This window comes from Paenarthrobacter sp. NCHU4564 (assembly GCF_052156435.1).
Lineage (GTDB): Bacteria > Actinomycetota > Actinomycetes > Actinomycetales > Micrococcaceae > Arthrobacter.
This window is the reverse complement of the sequence record NZ_JBQLIS010000004.1, coordinates 202,244-219,495: the sequence shown is the minus strand read 5'-3', so window position 1 is coordinate 219,495 and position 17,252 is coordinate 202,244. Positions and strand designations below refer to the sequence as shown.

Here is a 17,252-nt window from a genome sequence, read left to right as displayed (position 1 = left end):
ACTAGTAGTAGGAGTACCAGAGTAATAGTATTTGTGGGTGCATGATTCGGAGAGACGCAAGGAGCTGGGCCTCTTCCTGAGGGCCCGCCGGGATCAGGCACTCCGCACCGAATACGGCCTTCCGCCGATTTCCCGCAAACGCGAGCGTGGACTCCGGCGCGAGGAAGTCGCCTTCCTCTCCGGTGTGAGCGTCACCTGGTACACCTGGCTTGAGCAAGGCCGTGACATCAGCCCGTCCCGGCAGGTGCTGGAAGCCATCGCACGGGCGTTGCACTTATCCGATACCGGGCTGGCCTACGTGTTGTCCCTGGGTGGTTATGCTTCCTCGGTTTCCACCGCGCCCGTGGCCGGAAGCGCTCCCCCGCACGTCCAGCGCCTCCTGGATGCCCTCGATCCGAACCCCTCCTATGCCCTCTCCCCCGATTGGGGCGTGGCGGGGTGGAACAAGGCGTACGCGGCGCTGTATCCGAACATCGCCACGGTTCCTGCGAGTGACCGGAACCTGTTGTGGCTGGTCTTCACCGACCCGTACGTCCGCGACCTGCTCCCGGACTGGGACGTCACCAGCCGGCGCTTCCTTGCCGAGTTCCGGGCCGAGACCGGCCAACGCCTGGGAGACCCCGACGTGAAATTCCAGGTGGAACGCCTCAAGGAAGCCAGCCCGGAATTCCAGGAAAGCTGGGACCAGTACGACATCCTGGGCTTCGAATCCCGCGAGCGCCTCTTTCATCACCCCGCCGTCGGCGTCCTTCACCTGGAGCATCACCAGGTTTCGCCGTCGGACAGGCCGGACCTGCATCTGGTGGTTTACACGCCAGCGCCGGGGAGCGGGGCGGAGGAACAGATCGCGCGGCTGATGGAGTTGGGCGCGTAGCGTTACGCCTCCGACGGCGGGTGGTTGCCTGAGTACCAAGACGCAACCACCCGCCGTCGTGCTGCATGTCCTTTGACGTAGCGCAGGTCACGTTCTATGATTTATGAATCGATTCAAGATGTAACCCTCCTCACGTTGATGTGCGGGGAAAGCTCTTGTTCCTTGCCAATGACGGACAAAGGAGACTCACGAATGAACGTCATGCACCGGAAGGACGTCCAGCCCACCGCAGGGACTGCACCCCACCACAACGGCCCCGGCCGGAAAGATCCCAAAAAAGCCGCGATGAGCGGGTGGATCGGAAGCGCACTGGAGTATTACGACTTCGCGCTGTACTCGCTGGCAGCAACGTTGCTGTTCCCCACCATCTTCTTCCCTGCGGACAACCCGACCGTTGGCATCATTGCCTCCCTCGCCACCTACGCGGTGGGTTACGTCTCCCGGCCCCTGGGCGCCGTGGTGCTTGGCGCCTACGGTGACAAGCATGGCCGCAAGCAGGTCCTTGTGGTTGCGATGCTGCTGATGGGCTTTGCCACGTTTGCCGTGGGCCTGCTGCCCACCTACGGACAGGTGGGCCTCCTGGCTCCGATCCTGCTGGTGGTCCTCCGTCTGGTCCAGGGCTTCGCTGTGGCGGGCGAACTTGGCGGAGCCAGCGCGATGATCGTGGAGCACTCCCCCGACGCCCGCCGCGGCTTCTTCGCGAGCTTCAGTCTGCAAGGGACCCAGGTGGGTTCCATCCTGGCAACAGCGGTCCTGATCCCGCTGGCGTCCCTGCTTCCTGACGAGGACTTCCACTCCTGGGGCTGGCGCATTCCGTTCCTGCTCAGCGCCGTGGTGATCATTGCCGGCTACGTCATCCGCCGCCGGGTCCAGGAACCGCCCGCCTATCTTGCGCAGTCCGAGGCTGCCCCGGCCAAGCGCCGCTTCCCGTTCGTCGATCTGCTCCGTACCCACCCATGGGTCCTGGTCCGCTGCATCGCCATGACGTTCACCAACGTCATCGGCATGGCCACGCTCATCTTCGGCGTTTCCTTCGCCACCCAAAAGGGCTACGGCATTGGCTTCTCCAGCAGCGAATTCCTTTGGGTCACCATGGCAGCGAACGTGGCAGCGGTGGTCACCATTCCAGTCTTCGGGGCACTGTCCGACCGCATTGGCCGGCGGACCCTGATGGTGGCCGGCGGCATCGTCGGTGGCCTGCTCACCATGGGCTACCTGTATGCCATCCAGCTGGGCAGCCTGCCGTTGGTGTTTGTGTGCGTGGTGATCGTCCAAGGCATCTTCTTCCAGATGTGGAACGGGACGTTCGCAACGTTCTTCCAGGAGCAGTTCCCCATGCGGATGCGCGTCACTGGCTTTGCAGTTTCCCAAAACATCGGGCTCATGATCGCCTCCTTCTTCCCGAGCCTCTTCACGGCCATCGCTCCGCCGGGCTCGGCGAATATCCCCTTGGTGATCGGCCTGACGACGCTCGGCATTTGCATCGTCTCCGCCGTGGCCACATTGATGTCCCCTGACACGAAAGGCAAGACGCTGGACGAGTTGGAGGCTCGCTAGGGCCTCCAGTCGCCCGGCAATCAGAACGCAAGTGCCGCCGTCGGAAATGAAAGGCCTCAGGACGCTTCTGCCGCGCGTTTCCGCTGCCAGGCGCCACGCAGTTGCTGGCGGAAGGTCACGTGGTTGCGCCGGCTGACAAGGACGACGGCGGCCACGCCGGTCACCAGGACGATCGCACCGCCCGCCGCCACCGACCACCGCGCACCGAACTCCGTGCCGATCCAGCCCATCAGTGGCGCACCGATCGCTGTCCCTCCTTGGAGGATCGCAAGGTAGAGGGCCAGCACGCGTCCGCGGAATTGGGGTTCGACAGAGAGTTGGATGGTGGTGTTGCAGCTGTTGAGGAACGTGATGGACGCCAACCCCACCGGAATCAGGACAACGGCATAAATCCAGAACGACGGCGCCACGCTCGCCAGCAGCGTGAAGGCGCCAAGGAACAGGGCTCCGCCGAGCATGAAGCGGAGGCGGGGTCCGGAACGCCGGGCTGCGAGCAGCGCACCGGCGAGGGTCCCGACCGCCATGATGGAACCAAGGACGCCGAATTCCTCGGGCCCCATGCCGAACTCGGCCGTCGCCATCAGGGAGTTGGTCACCGGGAAGTTCATCCCGAAGGCGCCGAGGAGCCCCACCATGACCATGATGAGGACCAGGTCAGGGCGCTCACGGACATAGCTGAGACCGTCAATGAACTGGTGTTTGCCCCGGGCAACGGGGGTCGACGGCTCGAGTTGGGAGACCTTGACCCGGACAAGGGAGAGGATGACGGCAACGAAGCTCACTGCATTGAGAAGGAAGACCGGCCCCGTACCGATCCAGGCAATGAGCATTCCGGCGATGGCCGGACCCGTGAGCCTCGCACTGTTGAAGGACGCCGAGTTGAGGGCAACGGCATTGGCGATCTTGTCCGGCCCCACAAGTTCGGAAACGAAGGCCTGCCGGGCCGGCGCATCCATGGCGGCAGCGACCCCCAAGGCTGCCGCAGCGATGTACACATGCCACAACTGGGCCACCCCGGTAACCACCAGGAGGCCGACGATCAATCCGCAAATGCCCATGGCCGTTTGCGTCCATAGCAGGATCACGCGTTTCCGGTAGCGGTCGGCAAGGACGCCGGCGTAGGGGCCCAGCAACAACATGGGCAGGAACTGCAGTGCGGTGGTGATACCGACGGCCGTTCCCGAGTGGTTGGTCAGGACAGTCAGGACCAACCAATCCTGGGCCACGCGTTGCATCCACGTGCCGATGTTGGAGACCAGGGCGCCGCCGGCCCACATCCGGTAGTTGCGGTTCTCCAGTGCCTGGAACATGGCGCTCATTTGGCACTCATTTCCTGCATGATGTGCGCGGCGCGGCTGAGTATCTGCCGGTCCTCATCGTTCAAGCCTGCTACGCGCTGCGCCAACCAGGCGGTCCGTTGGCTGCGTGCCTCGGCCAGGACTTCCTGCCCTGCGGGGGTGATGCTGATCTGGACCTGGCGTCCGTCGCCCGGGTGGGCCTGCCGTGAGGCGAAGCCTTGTTCGGTCAGGGCGTTGACAATGCGGGTCATAGAGGGCGCTTGTACGTGCTCACGTTCGGCGAGTTCCCTGAGGGTCTGCGACCCATTGCTGAGGTGGGCGAGCACGGTGTACTGGCCGGGGGTGATGACGTCGCCGGTCGCTTCGATGCGCAGGCGGCGGGACGTGCGCATCACCGCGGTGCGGAGTTCGATGGCGAGGGTGTCGGGCTGAACGGTTTTTTCCGGGTGTGTTGCTGCGTGGGCCGTGGTCACTATGGAGGCGCCTCCTGAGGTTGGCAAAATAGTTAGCAGTGCTAATTAGCTCCGCTAACTATTATGCTCCCTTCCTCAGGAGGCTGTCCATTGAATGTGATGAGGCGGACGCGGGCGGCTCAGGCGGACGCGCTAACCGTTTGCTCCCGGGTAATGAATTCCCCGGCGCCAACGGCCAGGCCTTCCACCACCTTCTGCGCTCCCCGAACCGCGATGGCCACGCTCATCAGCGTCGGATTCATGGCCGTCGCGGTGGGGATCAATGCATTGCCGCCCACCACCAGGTTGTCGTAGCCCCACACGCGGGACCATGGGTCCGCAACGGAGGTGCCGTCGTCGGAATCGCCCATCCGCAAAGTGCCCTGGTAGTGGAGGCTGGAACCATTCGGCATCAACCGGGGTTCGGCCACGAACTCGCCCAAGGCATTGCCTGCACGCCGAAGACGGGCGGTGGCATCTTGGATCTCGGCGTTCTCCCGGTCCGTGAGCGCGTACGTGATTGTCATGTTCGGGAAGCCACGGTAGTCCAGTTCGTTGTCGTCAAACGTGACGCCGTCCTCGAAGCGCGGGTGCTTGCGCAAGCCGTAGCCCATGTTGACGTAGCCCCAGCGGTTCTGAGCGCGGGGTGCATCCGCGGGCATCGGGAACGGGGTCGTCTCCGAGTACATCACCTGGACGGAGAAGGGGTGGTCCGGCTCGGAAAAGGGGATGCGGTTGACGGCTGCCACGGGATCGACCGGGTTCTGCGCGCGACGCGCGAGCTCTGCGTCCAGGTCGGACTCGCTGGCGAAGCGTTCCATCTTCTCTGCGTCGAGGGCCACCGTGGAGATCACCACGGGGTGCTCCGTCAGGTAGTGGCCCAGTGCAGCAGGGCGGATGCCCGAAGCCCACAGCAGCTGCGGCGAACGGAAGGCGTCCGCCGCAACCACCACTACGTCGGCTCCCACGAAAGAGGACGCCCCGGTGCGGAGGTCTTCCACGGTGACGCCAGTGGTACGGTTTCCCGTTGTTTCCACGCGGCGGACCAGCGTCAGGTCGCGGAGTTCGAACCGCTGGGACAACGGCGATGCCGGGTCGATGAGCGGCCCCAGGACGACGTCGGCCCCGGCCCAGCGCATGGACCCGTCCGGCTGCGGGTCACCGGCAACGGGAAGCGTGCCTACGCCGTAGCCTTCCGGCAGCTCACCGGCAAATTCCTCCTCCAGGAGGGACCGGATGGCGGCTCCCACTCCGGAATCGGCAAAGGCTGCGCCCTGGACGTGCAGCAGTTCCTTGGCCTGGCCAATCAGCTTGTCCCACTCGGCATCGTCGATGAACGGAATCTTCTCGCTGAAGGCAGGCGACGGCGTGGCGCAGGTCCAATGGGCACCTTGGCCGCCGACGTTGGTGGCCGCTGCTGCTGCCGGGAAGGTCTCGGCGTGTGCCGATCCGGTTCCACCGAAGTCCAGGAGATGGGTACCCTGGCGCGCAGTGAACATCCCTTCGGTGACAGTCCCTGCCGGGATGCCGAGGGATTCGCGGTAGGCGCCGGCTTGGGGACCCTGCGACATTTCGCGGGCACGGGCCTTGGCGTCGGCGTCGACGATGTTGCGGACGCTTTCGCCGGGCCGGTCCGTCAGCTGCGGGCCTGCCTCGAACATGATGACCTTGGCGTCCGGGATGCCTTCCACCAGCAAACGGGCGTAGGTGGAGCCAATGGGGCCACTGCCAACTACTGCAATGGTCGGGTTCGGGGAGCGGTGTGACGTCATGGGTTTCTCCTTCGTGGAGGTCAGGCCGAAAGGGGCTCGGCGAGTTCGGAAGCGGCAGTGCGCGGCTCATCAGACAAGCGCCCGTGCGGAAGCAGGAGGGCAGCGATGATGCCGATTGCGTACGTAACGGCCAGGGCGATGAAGATGGGCGTGAACACCTGGCTGTAGATTCCGGCGACGGCGTCCTGAGTGGCCGCCGGTGCTTGATGGACTGCGTGGGGGGTCAGGGACGCCGGGTCGATTCCAGCGGGCAGCAGCCGGGCAACTCCGAACGCGATGCCGCCGCCGATGATGGCCGTGGCAACCGTGGATCCGACCTGGCGCACCAGGTTGATGGATGCCGTGATCGCACCGGTCTGGCTGTCCGGGGCGGCACTCTGGACGACTGCGACGATCAGGCTCATGAAGGAGCCTGTACCCATCCCCACCACGGCCATGACAAGCATGGGCACCCAGAGCGGAAGTCCGGCGGGCAGGCCCGCCATCATGAACAGGCCTGCCGCGCCCATGCACGTCCCGATGATCGGGAAGACGCGGTACCGGCCCGTTCGGCTGGCCAGCCACCCCGTCAACAGGTTGCTCACTAGCATGCCCAGGACTGTTGCTATGGGCACCAGCCCGGAGACGGTTGCGCTGACCTGGTACGCCATCTGGAAGTACGTGGGCAGGTAGGCGGTAATGGAGAAGAGCCCGACGCCGATGATCGCCGAGAGCGCGGTGCCTGCGGCTATGGTGCGGTTGGCAAAGAACCGAAGGGGGACGAGTGGTTCAGGTGCCTGGACCTCGATGATGAAGAATGCCAGCAGCGCCACCGCCGCGGCCACCAGTGCGGCAACAGCCTGGACGCCACCGCTGCGTTCAGCAGCCCACGTGACGCCAAGGACAAGGAACACGAGCCCCACAGTGAACGTGGCGGCACCGGCGACGTCGTAGTGGCGGGGAATCTGTCCGCGTTCCAGCCGCGGAACCGCCGCGAACGCAAACGCCAGGGCAACGAGGCCCACCGGGATATTGATCCAGAAGACCCAGGCCCAGCCCCAATAATCGGTGATGACTCCGCCGAGGACCGGGCCCACCAGGATGGCGATCGGAAATGCGGCGCCGATGATGGCCATGTACCGCGGGCGCTCCCGGGGAGTGGTGACCTTGGCAATGATGGTTTGGGACATGAGCTGCAGCCCGGCCGAGCTCATGCCCTGGACCACCCGCGCAACAATCAACCACGTCATGTCCTGCGCAAATCCGCACGCGAGCGAGGCCAGCAGGAACACGAGCAGGGAGACCAGGAAGACCCGGCGCGGACCCAGCACATCTCCGAGTTTCCCCAGGACCGGCAGCAGGACCGTGCTGGCCAGGGTGTACCCGACCACCACCCAGCCCATGAGTTCCAAGGCTCCGAGTTCGCCGGCGATGGTAGCCAGCGAGGTGGAGACAACGGTGTGGTCAAGTGCCCCCAGGAAGGACACGGTCAGCAGGGAGGCAACAAGGAAGCGAAGTCTTAAGGGTGAAAGTGGCATGGTGTTCTGCCCGAACGATCGGGCCGTCGACGCGACGGGTTGTGCCCCGGCAGCATCCTCACTGCCGGGAACGGATCCACCCAGGGATCCCGACGCCACTTCCATTCTAAATCGGCTTTAGTCGGAAATCAACAAAAGATTGTCCGAATTAGACCCGGATTCGCGCGCGGTTGCGGCTGCGCGCGCGGCGGACGTCAGGACCCACGACGGCGGCACCCACGGTAGCTGTCAGCTCACCGATGCCTTCCACCACCATGCGGACCGCATCACCTTGGGCAAGCGGTGCCGGATCAAGCGCACCACGCCGCCCCCACAGCTCACCAAGGCAGCCACCGTTGCCCACGGTTCCGGACCCGAGGACGTCACCGAACACCACCTTGGAGTTCCTCGACGCATAGGACACCAGTTCCGGAAAGGTCCAGCCCATATTGGATACGAGGTCCTCCCCCACGAGCTCTCCATTGACGAAGACCTCGGCCCTGAGTGCCAGGAATCCATCGTCATCGGTGAACGGTTCCAGCTCATCGGCCGTCACGATCCAGGGCCCCAGGCTGGTTCCGAAGTCCTTCCCCTTGGCCGGGCCCAGGCGGACCTTCATCTCACGTGATTGGATGTCGCGAGCGGACCAGTCGTTCATGATGGTGTACCCGAAAATCGCCCCTGCAGCTTCCGGAGCGGACAGGTTTGAGCCTCCCGGACCACCGATCACAGCGGCGATTTCAAGCTCGAAGTCCAGCCGCTGGGTGACCGGCGGCAGCACAGGCTCACCGGGCCCCAGCACGGTGTGCGGATTGGTGAAGTAGAAGGTGGGGGCCTCATACCATTCCGGCACCACCTCACTCTTTCCATCCACCGAAGCACTGACTCCTTCGACGTGTTCCTCGAAGGCCACGAAGTCCCGGATCGCCGCCGGAACCAACGGCGCGAGCAGCCGGACAGCGCCAAGCGGCCGACCGGCGTCGTGGTTCAACCGTCCATACACCTCACGGGCGCCGGCCAGGCCGCGCGCCAGGACCTCGGCCACCCGCAAGCCGTTCGGGAAGGGCACCGCGGTGTCGCCGATGATGAAACCCTCGCCGACCTCGGCGCCGTCCTGCCACCGTGCGATCTTCATGCCCGGACCCGCTCCCCCATGAGGGCGGCGGCGTTGCCGGAGAGGATCGCCTGCGTTACATCGGCGGGCAGCCCGGCTGCCCTGACCTCTGCAACCGGGTCCTCCGGCCCCATGTCGAACGGGAAGTCGCTGCCCATGAGGACCTGGGACGGTCCTGCGACGTCGACAAGGTGGCGCAGTGCGGAAGGATCGTGGACCACGGTGTCGAACCAGATGCGCCGCAGGTAGCTGGACGGCTCCTCCGCGCAACCGTGGGCTTCCGGACGGACCCGCCAGGCGTGGTTGGACCGGCCGATGGCCGTTGGCAGGTAGCCGCCTCCATGGGCAGCCAGGATTTTCAAGCCGGGGTGGCGGTCCAGCACGCCCGAGAAGATCAGGTGCGACAGTGCTACGGCGTTTTCGGCCGGCTGCCCTACGGTATTGGACAGGTAGTAGCGGTCGAGGCGCTCGTCCAGGCTGCACCCGAAGGGGTGGAGGAACACAACGACGCCAAGCTCCTCCACGCGGCTCCAGAAGGGTTCGAGCCGCTCATCGGACAATTCGACATCGCCGGCGAAGGACGAAATCTCGATACCCGCCAGGCCGCGACCAAGGACGGCATCGTCAACGCATTCGACGATCCGTTCCGGGTGCTGCAACGGCACCAGGCCAAGCCCGGTCAGGCGTTCCGGTGCTTGGGCAACATGCTCGGCCACCAGGCGGTTGGCCTCCGTGGCCGTCCATACGGCAAGGCCTTCTTCAGCCCAGGGGTAGAAATGGTTCGGGGAGGCGCTGACCCACTGGTGGTCGACGCCCTGTGCGTCCATGGCGGCCAGGCGGGCGCGGACATCCGTGAGCTTGGGGAACCGCTCACCGATCATGCGGCCCGAAGCCGCGAGGCTGGCTGGCCCATTCCGGCGCGCCTCGAGGTCGACTGCGGCCTTGAAAGCCTCAGGCGCTCTGCGTTCCACCTCGGCCTGGAGGGAGGGAAGGAGCACGTGGGCGTGGACGTCGATGGTCATGCTGGGACCGCCATCTTCTGCGCGATGCCGAAGAGCAAGCCCGGAGCATCCGCGTCCTTCCTGCCCTCGATCTGCCACTCACCGAGCTGGACGGAAGCATCCACCACGGCCTGAACCCGCGGGATCCTGCGTTCGTGGAAGCTGTCCCACAGCTTGTCGCTGAGCTCGTCCGACCCGATCAGGAGCTCAGCCAGGACCACAGCGTCCTCCAGTGCCTGGGCGGCCCCCTGGGCAATCGTCGGGGGGCAACTGTGCGCGGCATCGCCGATGATGACCACGGGTCCGCGGTTCCATCGGCCTGGTACCAGGTGCTTGGTGAACCACGTGTAGTTGACCTTGGCACCCTGGTTCAGGTCCTCGCGGATGGCATTCCACGGACCGCCGTAGGCCATGGATTCGCCCAGCATGATCCCGGTGGCATCCTGGTCCGAAACCCCGAACCGGTCCTGCGCCTTTTCCACGAGGAACGCGTACATGGTGTCCTCACCGGTGGGCGTATAACCTGCGATGTAGACGGGGCCTCCGTAGTACAGCTCGCTGTGTTCCACTTCCTTGGGCCGGGAAACGAAAGCCCGCCAGATGCCCATGCCGGTGCTCTCCGGGGTGGTATCGATGCCCATGAGGCTCCGGACCGAGGAGTTCACTCCGTCGGCACCGATCAGCAGGTCGTAGGTTCCAGCCGAAGCCTCGTTGACGAAGACCTCAACCGAGTTGTCGTCCTTGACGTCGAAGCCGGTCACCGTGGAACCGAAAGCCACCTTGGCGCCGGCCTTCTCTGCATGCTGCAGCAGGATCCTGGCAAGATCGGGACGATACATGCCCATGCAGGCGGGATAATCCGGGCCACCGGTCTTGACCTCGGGAAGCTGCGCGATGACCGGCGCCTCCGGGCCCGGGGCGCGGAGCGTGAGGCCTTCGAAAGCCATCCCCTTTTCCCGCACGTCCTCCCACACGCCCAACGCGTCAAAGACGCGCAGGGCGTTGCCCTGCAGCGTAATACCCGAACCGAGCGCGCTCAGCTCCGGCTTCGCTTCGAAAACCTCGACGGCAACCCCCGCCTTGGCGAGCTGGATGGCGGTGGCCATGGCAGCCACACCGCTGCCGGCGATGGCCACTTTCTGTACTGCAGTCATGATGACCCCTTGTTTGTCTCGGGTGTATTAAAGGATCGCGACGGGATTGATGGGCGAACCCACCGCACCCGTGATCGGCAACGGCGCCGCCACCAAGAGGAACTCGTAGCGGCCCCCGGCCCGGCATTTGTCAGCCAGCGCGTCCAGGTCCCAGAGTTCACCCACGGTGAGTCCCATGTTGGGGATGACCACTTGGTGGAGCGGCTGGAAGGCCGGTACGTCGAATTCGTTGGGACGCACTTCGAATCCCCAGGTGTCCGTGGCAATGGCGGCGGTTTCCGTGCGGTGCAGCCAGCCCGCCGTCGTGAGCGAAAGTCCGGGCGCCGGGCCTCCAGCGTAATCGCCCCAGCCCTCACGCCGGGCGCGGGTGAGCTGGCCGGTCCGCACCAGGACAATGTCTCCCGGGCCTACCATGCTGGTGGCGCCCTGGGCTTCAATGCAGGCTTCCAGGTCCGCAGTGGTGATCGCATAGCCGTCCGGGAGCTCTCCCGTTTCGGGGCTCAGGAAACGGCCAAGGTCCAGGAGGACACCCCGCGACACCGGCGCAGCGGCTGCGTGCTCGATACCGGTGACGAGGTCGCCGTCGCTGGTCACCACGTCCCCCGCACGGCGGCCGTTCCAGGCAGCACCGTGATCGAAGATGTGGCCCAATCCGTCCCACTGCGTTGAGCATTGGAGCGGCATGGTGATGACGTCGTCCGCACCGCCGAGACCGTGCGGGAACCCCTGGGTGCCACGCTCTGCATCCGTTCCCGTGTCCAACATGGTGTGGACTGGATTGGTCCGCCGGCGCCAGCCTTTCTGGGGGCCGTTCATGTCGAAAGGCTGCGAGAGGGAGATGACCTCGCCATCACGAACCAGGGCGGCGGCCTGTTGCCGCTTGGCCGCATCGATGAAGTTCAAGGTTCCCAGGACGTCGTCGTCGCCCCAGCGGCCCCAGTTGCGGTAGGCCTTGCCGCGGCGGGCGATCTCGCCGTCGGGGTCGTTGCGGTCCAGGCTGCCGGGCTCGTCCAGCAGGGCAGGACTGTTCACCAGTTCCGAGTTCCCGAGGTTCATGCCTGCACCTTTCCCGCTGTTTCTTCTGCGACGCACCGGACTGCCTGCGTGCCGAGGCCCTGGATGCTGCCGGTCATGACGTCCCCGTCACGCAGGAGCCGGCCCCAGTGCGCGCCGTTGCCTGCGGGGCTGCCGGTGAGCAGCAGGTCACCTGGCAGGAGCGGCATGTTCTGCGATGCGGCGGAGATGAGCGCGGGGATGTCGAAAAGCAGGTCATCCGTAGTAGCGTCCTGCATGACGTCGCCGTTGAGTTCCAACCTGACCTTGAGTTTGGCGGGATCCACGTAGGGCGCAGGCACAAGGAACGGACCCGTCGGAAGGAATCCGGGGGCGTTCTTTCCGCGGTACCAGTCCGTGCCGATTTCCTTCATGTCGCGGCGGAAGACTAAATCCCGGGTGGTGATGTCGTTGACGATCGTGTAGCCGGCAACGTGGTCCATGGCGTCGTCCTTGGACACCCGGAAGGCTTCGGTTCCAATGACCACAGCGAGTTCGAGTTCCCAGTCATGCTTCTGGCTGTAGGCTGGCAGCACCAGGGGTACGTCGTCGCCCACGACACAGGCGGGGAGGCCAATGAAGAAGTAGGGCTCGCCGTTTGCCTGGCGGTCATCCATCATCTTCCCGGCCCATTCGCGCGCCTCTTCCGGCGAGCGCGGATCGTCTTTTGCCAGCCCGGCCACCACCAGGTCGATGACGTGCGTACGGTAGTTCGCACCCGTCTGCAGGACCTGGCGCGGTTCCACCGGAGCGGTGAGTGTCACGCTGTCCAGGGGAAGCCATGGGCCATCCTGGGCGGCGAGGTCTTCCAGTCGGCTCCAGTCGGTCGAGCCGAGGAAGTCATTGAGCCCGGCAGCCCCAAGCTCCCCCGGGCCGATGGGCCGGATGCGGTCTCCTGCTACGAGTCCGAGCCTGACCGAGTCCCCGTCGCGGTAACGGGCGATCGCACATGGCGCTTCCACTTGTCCTGACGTCGTCGTCAACGTAACTCCCCTCGTGGACCATCCGCGGCCCACTTTCATTTAATGTCGGAAATCGACATAAGTAAATCAATTCGTGGTGATACAAGGCATCACCGGCATGGATGTCCATGCCGGTGATGCCCTGGATTGGCTAGCCCTGGCCTTGGCGGGCGTAGGGGTTGAAGAGTGCTTCCTTGATCTCGTCCGGCACGCCCTCTTCCGTGGCGCTGGGGCCATCGGCGGGCGGGAAGGACTCCGTCATGGACATCGGCATGGCACCGTTGCGGTACATGTTGTTCGATCCCAGGGAAGGGGTCCAGGTGTTAGGCTCCCAGTCCGGAACGTAGTTGCGGTAGCCGCCGGTGTTGAGCTCGATGCGCAGGCTGGACGGTTCCCGGTAGTAGAGGAAGTTCTGCTCGCCGATGCCGTGGATGGAGGGACCATACTCGATCGGGACACCGTTCTCGATCAGGGTGTCGGCCGCGATCAAGAGTTCCTCACGCGTGTCCACCCAGAAGGCGTAGTGGTTGATGCGGCCGGCGCGGGAGGAACCGTCGAGCACGACGCCGAGGTCGTGGGACTTTTCGTTGGTGGTCAGGACGGAGAAGACCGAGATGGGAGCCTCGTCCAGAACGGTCCTGGCCATGATCCGGAAGCCAAGGACGTCGTTGTACCACTTGGCGAAGCCGTCAACGTCGGAGGTTGCGATGGTCACGTGGTCGAGCTGGCGCGGCGCTCCGGCCACCATGCTGCGGCGGGCCGGACGATCCGGGTACGTGGAAAGTTCGTTGCCCTCGGCCTGGTAGCGCGTGACATCCCAGTGCAGGGTCATGCTGTGGCCCCACGGACCGGTGAAGCGGTAGGCCCGACCGATGCCGTGAACCTCGATCCATTCACCGGTGACACCGGCGGCCTCGATCCTGCGCGCCGCCTCGTCAAGGGCCTCGGCACTGGAGGTACGCCAGGCCATGGTCTCCAAGGCCGGCTCGTCGCCGGGGACAACCACGACGCTGTAGCGGTAGTAGTCGCCCCAGCAGCGCAGGTAGACGGCACCGTCGACGCGGTCTACAACCTTGAGGCCCACCTGCTTGACGTAGAAGTCAACGGAGGCTTCGACGTCGGGCGTGGTGATGGCCACATAGGAGAGGTGGGAGAGAAGCTTGATCATCTTCGATCCTTTCAATTTTTCGGCTGGCGAATGGTTCTGTGAAGCTGCCCACATCAAGTCTCCGGCCCGCTTGGCACATCAGGGAAGACGATATTGCCTATGCCGAAGATCAGCCTTGGTTATGCATCTGCAGGAGTGTGGCGACGATCCTCTGGTCCTCCAGCAGGTCAGCAAGGTCCGGCAGGAGGGCCCCCGAGGTGGCGGCGTCCACAGCGCGACGAAGGGCCAGCCGGGCGGGGCTTTCGTAGCGTGCAGCTGCGAGGGTGGAACCCCCGACGGATGATGTTGTGAGGCGGACTCCAGCTCCAGTGGGCCCTGATTCGACCACCGAACGGACCTCGCCCAGGGCCGCCACCCGGAGAACTGGAAGGGCATCCATCCGGGACAACCGAGTGGTCAGCACCGTCACAGGGAGGTGCCCCCGGGATGTTGCGGCGTGAAGCAGCGCCATGCCACCTTCAGCCGGTATAGGCACGGAGGTTGCCTCAAGCGGGCCACCTGCCAGCGTTGCCGCCCACCGCAGACCGTCACGGAGGGCAGACCCCTCGTCGCCGGCAGGCGCCGAGCATTCGATGGTCACCAGCGTCGCCGGACCGCCGGAGCGGGCTGCGAGGGCCGCCGCAAGATCGTCCGGCCGTGCCAACGACCGCTCGACCGCCACAGGGATGGACAGCCGGCCGAGGAGGGTAGCCACCGCTTCCGCCGGAACCTTCTGCGGATTGCCAACGACGGCGGCCACGGCACCTTCGGCTTGCGCGTGAAGCAGCGCGGTCCACCAGTCACCGCTTCCGGGGATGTCGACCACTGAGCCCCTGACCGACCCGGCCTTCCTCGTGCCTGTCGGCAGCTCTGCGACGGCTGCCCGATAGCGCGCGGAGGCGGCAAATACGGGAACAGCCGGGTTCATGGCCGGTCTCCTGCCGTCATGACATCAAAGACCCGTTCGGCCAGTTCAATTGGGTACAGGGCGTCGGCCAGGATGAGATCGTAGTCAACGGGATGGCGTCCCTCCACAAGCTCGGCAAAATTCAGCCACTCCGCTTCATAGCCGTCCATTCGCGATGGCGGGTGGTTGATCGCCGAACCATCGGCGGGACGCGTGGCGACCGAACCGCTGCCGGCGTGCACGAACGGCGGCGAATAGTCCAGGTCAAGCCGCTGGCTCCCCGTGAAGAAGCTCATGCGCCAGAGGGAATCCGGCCCTCCGGGGAGCATGGTGAGGGCAAGCTGGATGTCGATCCCGCTGGCCCTGTACCCCACCGCATAGCCGATCGGCGGGACAAACCGTGCATACTGCACCGCCTCGATGTGGGGTGCTACGTAGCGGATGGCCGGAAGGTCGTGGATCGCAAGCCCCGTGATCAGCTGCTTCACGATGGCTGCCGCGATGGCCGGGTCCTGCGTGTCAGGCCGCCCCCGGGACGGAGCCGGGAACGGTCCGCCGTCGAAAACCACCTCGTGGTAGCGGCCGTTGGGAGGAAGAGCCAAGGTGACGGCAATGGATTGGACCGGCTCGTCCAACTGGTCCAGCCAGCCGCGGACCTGCAGCCACGCGGGGTCGTACAGGTGGTTGGTGCCCACCATCAGCGCCACGCCGGCTTCCCGGCAGGCAGTTACGACGGCGGTGGCCTCCTCCCGGCGGGTGGCCAATGGCTTCTCGCAGAAGATGGCTTTCTTTCCCGCACTGACCGCTGCCTGGATCTGCCGTTGATGTTCAGAGGGAGGAGTGCAGACAGCCACAACGTCAACGTCGGCGTCAGCAAGGAGCTCCCGGTCTCCCTTCGACCACCGGGCACCCAAGGGCCCCGCCAACTGCTGGGACCTGCCACTGCCGCCGTCGGCAATATGGGTTACCCGGATCCGGCTCCCTAAGCGGCCAACCGTAGGAAGATGCAGCGCTCCGACACCGGGTCCGGCACCCAGGAATCCTAATTTCACAGCATTACCCTCTCTTTTGTCAGTATTATCCATAAGTTGATGTGATTCTGGCTATAGTCGAGGATTTCCGCACCTTAGTACCGCTTCTGTGGAAGAATCTGGGGATATGACCACAGATTCGACGCTCCGGTTTGGCGCACAGACGGACGAAGTCACGAGCCTGCTCCGCATCGTCAACCTCGTCCGTACAGGAGAAGCCACCACGCGCCCCGAGATTGGCCGCGTGACAGGCCTCGGCCGCGGCGTCGTCACCCAACGGGTGGACCAGGCAATCCACATGGGATTCCTGGGCGACGGGGAGTTCGGCGCCTCATCCGGCGGTCGCGCGCCACGCACCCTCCGCTTCAGGTCGGAGCAGGGCCGCATCATCGTCTGCGCCCTCGGCGCCCTGCACATCCGGGTTGGCTATGCCGACCTGGACGGAGACATCATGGAGCAGAAACACCGGGAATGGGACATCGCCCGTGGGCCCGAGGAAACCCTCAAGGCGGCCATGGAACTCCTGGATGATCTGCTAAACGGCGCCGCGGATAAGCCGGTGTGGTCGGCGGTGATCGGCGTGCCGGGACCGGTGGACTTCGCCACCGGGCAGCCCGTGGCTCCGCCCATCATGCCGGGGTGGAACGGTTTCGACATCCGGACGCCCTTCGAGGAACGCTTCGACGCACCGGCATGGGTGGATAACGACGTCAACCTGCTGGCCTTGGGTGAACGTGCCCGGCGCCGCGATGCCTATGCGGACCTGATCTACTGCAAGATAGGCTCCGGCATTGGAGCGGGCTTGCTGTCACAGGGACGCATCCACCGCGGAGCGAACGGCGCCGCCGGTGACATCGGCCATGTCCGCGTGCCGGACTCGGACGCCCCGTGCCGTTGCGGCAAGGTCGGCTGCCTGGAGGCCGTCGCCGGCGGCTGGGCATTGATCCGCGACGCTGAGCTCGCCATCAAGGAAGGCGCCACCGGCCCGCTCGCCACCTCAGTTCAGAAGGGGAACCCGCTCTCTCCCGAGGCGATTGCCTTGGCCGCAGTCAACGGCGACGGTCTTGCTGTTCGGCTGCTGCAGAACTCGGCGCGGGTGGTCGGAGAGTCAATCGCCGGTCTCGTCAACATGTTCAACCCGGGAATCATCGTGATTGGCGGAGCCATGGCCTCTGCCGGCGAGGTCTACCTGGCCGAAGTGCGGCAGCGGGTCTACGAGCTATCCCTCCCCCTGGCCACCAGGGACCTCCGGATCCTGTTGTCGGTCAATGACGAGCGCGAGCCCTTGCGGGGCGGAGTGGAACTTGCACGGGAGCAGCTTTTCGAAATTACGTTCCCGCGATGGTTCGCGCAGGGCAAGCCTGGGCCGGTCAAGACCCTGGCGGCCTCGTAAGGACCAAGAACCCGCCCTCCGCACACACCCCCCAACCGTCC

Annotated in this window: 15 protein-coding genes; 3 read left to right on the top strand and 12 right to left on the bottom strand. The window is 65.2% G+C overall.

From position 1 onward, the window contains the following. The first annotated feature begins 37 nt into the window (after positions 1-37). Positions 38-874, top strand: coding sequence for a helix-turn-helix transcriptional regulator (locus tag ACSVIE_RS06540; protein ID WP_442423368.1), 837 nt, complete (start codon positions 38-40; stop codon positions 872-874). Between the two features lie 192 nt (positions 875-1,066). Continuing rightward, positions 1,067-2,431, top strand: a complete 1,365-nt coding sequence (locus ACSVIE_RS06535) for an MFS transporter (protein ID WP_442423367.1) — start codon at positions 1,067-1,069, stop codon at positions 2,429-2,431. 56 nt (positions 2,432-2,487) lie between these two features. Here ACSVIE_RS06535 and ACSVIE_RS06530 read toward each other — a convergent pair whose 3' ends face one another. The 12 genes from ACSVIE_RS06530 to ACSVIE_RS06475 form a co-directional block, all read right to left on the bottom strand. Beyond that, the gene (locus tag ACSVIE_RS06530) at positions 2,488-3,750 is read right to left on the bottom strand and encodes an MFS transporter (RefSeq protein ID WP_426005766.1); all 1,263 of its coding nucleotides are present in this window, start codon (positions 3,748-3,750) and stop codon (positions 2,488-2,490) included. Next, positions 3,747-4,121, bottom strand: coding sequence for a MarR family winged helix-turn-helix transcriptional regulator (locus ACSVIE_RS06525; protein WP_426007475.1), 375 nt, complete (start codon positions 4,119-4,121; stop codon positions 3,747-3,749). Before ACSVIE_RS06525 ends, ACSVIE_RS06530 begins: the two co-directional genes overlap by 4 nt. Before the next feature lie 200 nt (positions 4,122-4,321). Continuing rightward, positions 4,322-5,953, bottom strand: a complete 1,632-nt coding sequence (locus ACSVIE_RS06520; RefSeq protein WP_426005764.1) for a GMC oxidoreductase — start codon at positions 5,951-5,953, stop codon at positions 4,322-4,324. Between the two features lie 20 nt (positions 5,954-5,973). After that, entirely contained in the window at positions 5,974-7,575 is a 1,602-nt protein-coding gene (locus tag ACSVIE_RS06515) for an MFS transporter (protein ID WP_442423366.1), read from the bottom strand. Between the two features lie 43 nt (positions 7,576-7,618). Then, positions 7,619-8,584 (bottom strand): fumarylacetoacetate hydrolase family protein, encoded by a 966-nt coding sequence (locus ACSVIE_RS06510; protein ID WP_442423365.1) that lies wholly within the window; start codon positions 8,582-8,584, stop codon positions 7,619-7,621. Continuing rightward, a complete protein-coding gene (locus tag ACSVIE_RS06505; protein ID WP_426005760.1) occupies positions 8,581-9,585 on the bottom strand; it encodes an amidohydrolase family protein in 1,005 nt (334 codons plus the stop codon). Before ACSVIE_RS06505 ends, ACSVIE_RS06510 begins: the two co-directional genes overlap by 4 nt. Next, positions 9,582-10,718 (bottom strand): FAD-dependent monooxygenase, encoded by a 1,137-nt coding sequence (locus tag ACSVIE_RS06500; RefSeq protein ID WP_426005759.1) that lies wholly within the window; start codon positions 10,716-10,718, stop codon positions 9,582-9,584. Before ACSVIE_RS06500 ends, ACSVIE_RS06505 begins: the two co-directional genes overlap by 4 nt. A gap of 27 nt (positions 10,719-10,745) precedes the next feature. Continuing rightward, positions 10,746-11,774: a cyclase family protein gene (locus tag ACSVIE_RS06495; RefSeq protein WP_442423364.1), complete on the bottom strand. Its 1,029-nt coding sequence runs from the start codon at positions 11,772-11,774 to the stop codon at positions 10,746-10,748. Then, on the bottom strand, positions 11,771-12,754 hold the full coding sequence (locus ACSVIE_RS06490) for a fumarylacetoacetate hydrolase family protein (RefSeq protein WP_442423363.1): 984 nt from the start codon (positions 12,752-12,754) through the stop codon (positions 11,771-11,773). The genes ACSVIE_RS06495 and ACSVIE_RS06490 overlap by 4 nt, the downstream gene beginning before the upstream one ends. Positions 12,755-12,884: 130 nt before the next feature. Then, complete coding sequence (locus tag ACSVIE_RS06485; RefSeq protein ID WP_442423362.1) at positions 12,885-13,901, bottom strand: VOC family protein; 1,017 nt, start codon at positions 13,899-13,901, stop codon at positions 12,885-12,887. A gap of 109 nt (positions 13,902-14,010) precedes the next feature. Continuing rightward, positions 14,011-14,808 (bottom strand): hypothetical protein, encoded by a 798-nt coding sequence (locus tag ACSVIE_RS06480; protein WP_442423361.1) that lies wholly within the window; start codon positions 14,806-14,808, stop codon positions 14,011-14,013. Beyond that, positions 14,805-15,839: a Gfo/Idh/MocA family protein gene (locus ACSVIE_RS06475; RefSeq protein ID WP_442423360.1), complete on the bottom strand. Its 1,035-nt coding sequence runs from the start codon at positions 15,837-15,839 to the stop codon at positions 14,805-14,807. Before ACSVIE_RS06475 ends, ACSVIE_RS06480 begins: the two co-directional genes overlap by 4 nt. 106 nt (positions 15,840-15,945) lie before the next feature. Between ACSVIE_RS06475 and ACSVIE_RS06470 the strand changes: the two genes are divergently transcribed. Further along, positions 15,946-17,211 (top strand): ROK family protein, encoded by a 1,266-nt coding sequence (locus tag ACSVIE_RS06470; RefSeq protein WP_442423359.1) that lies wholly within the window; start codon positions 15,946-15,948, stop codon positions 17,209-17,211. Positions 17,212-17,252: the final 41 nt, after the last annotated feature.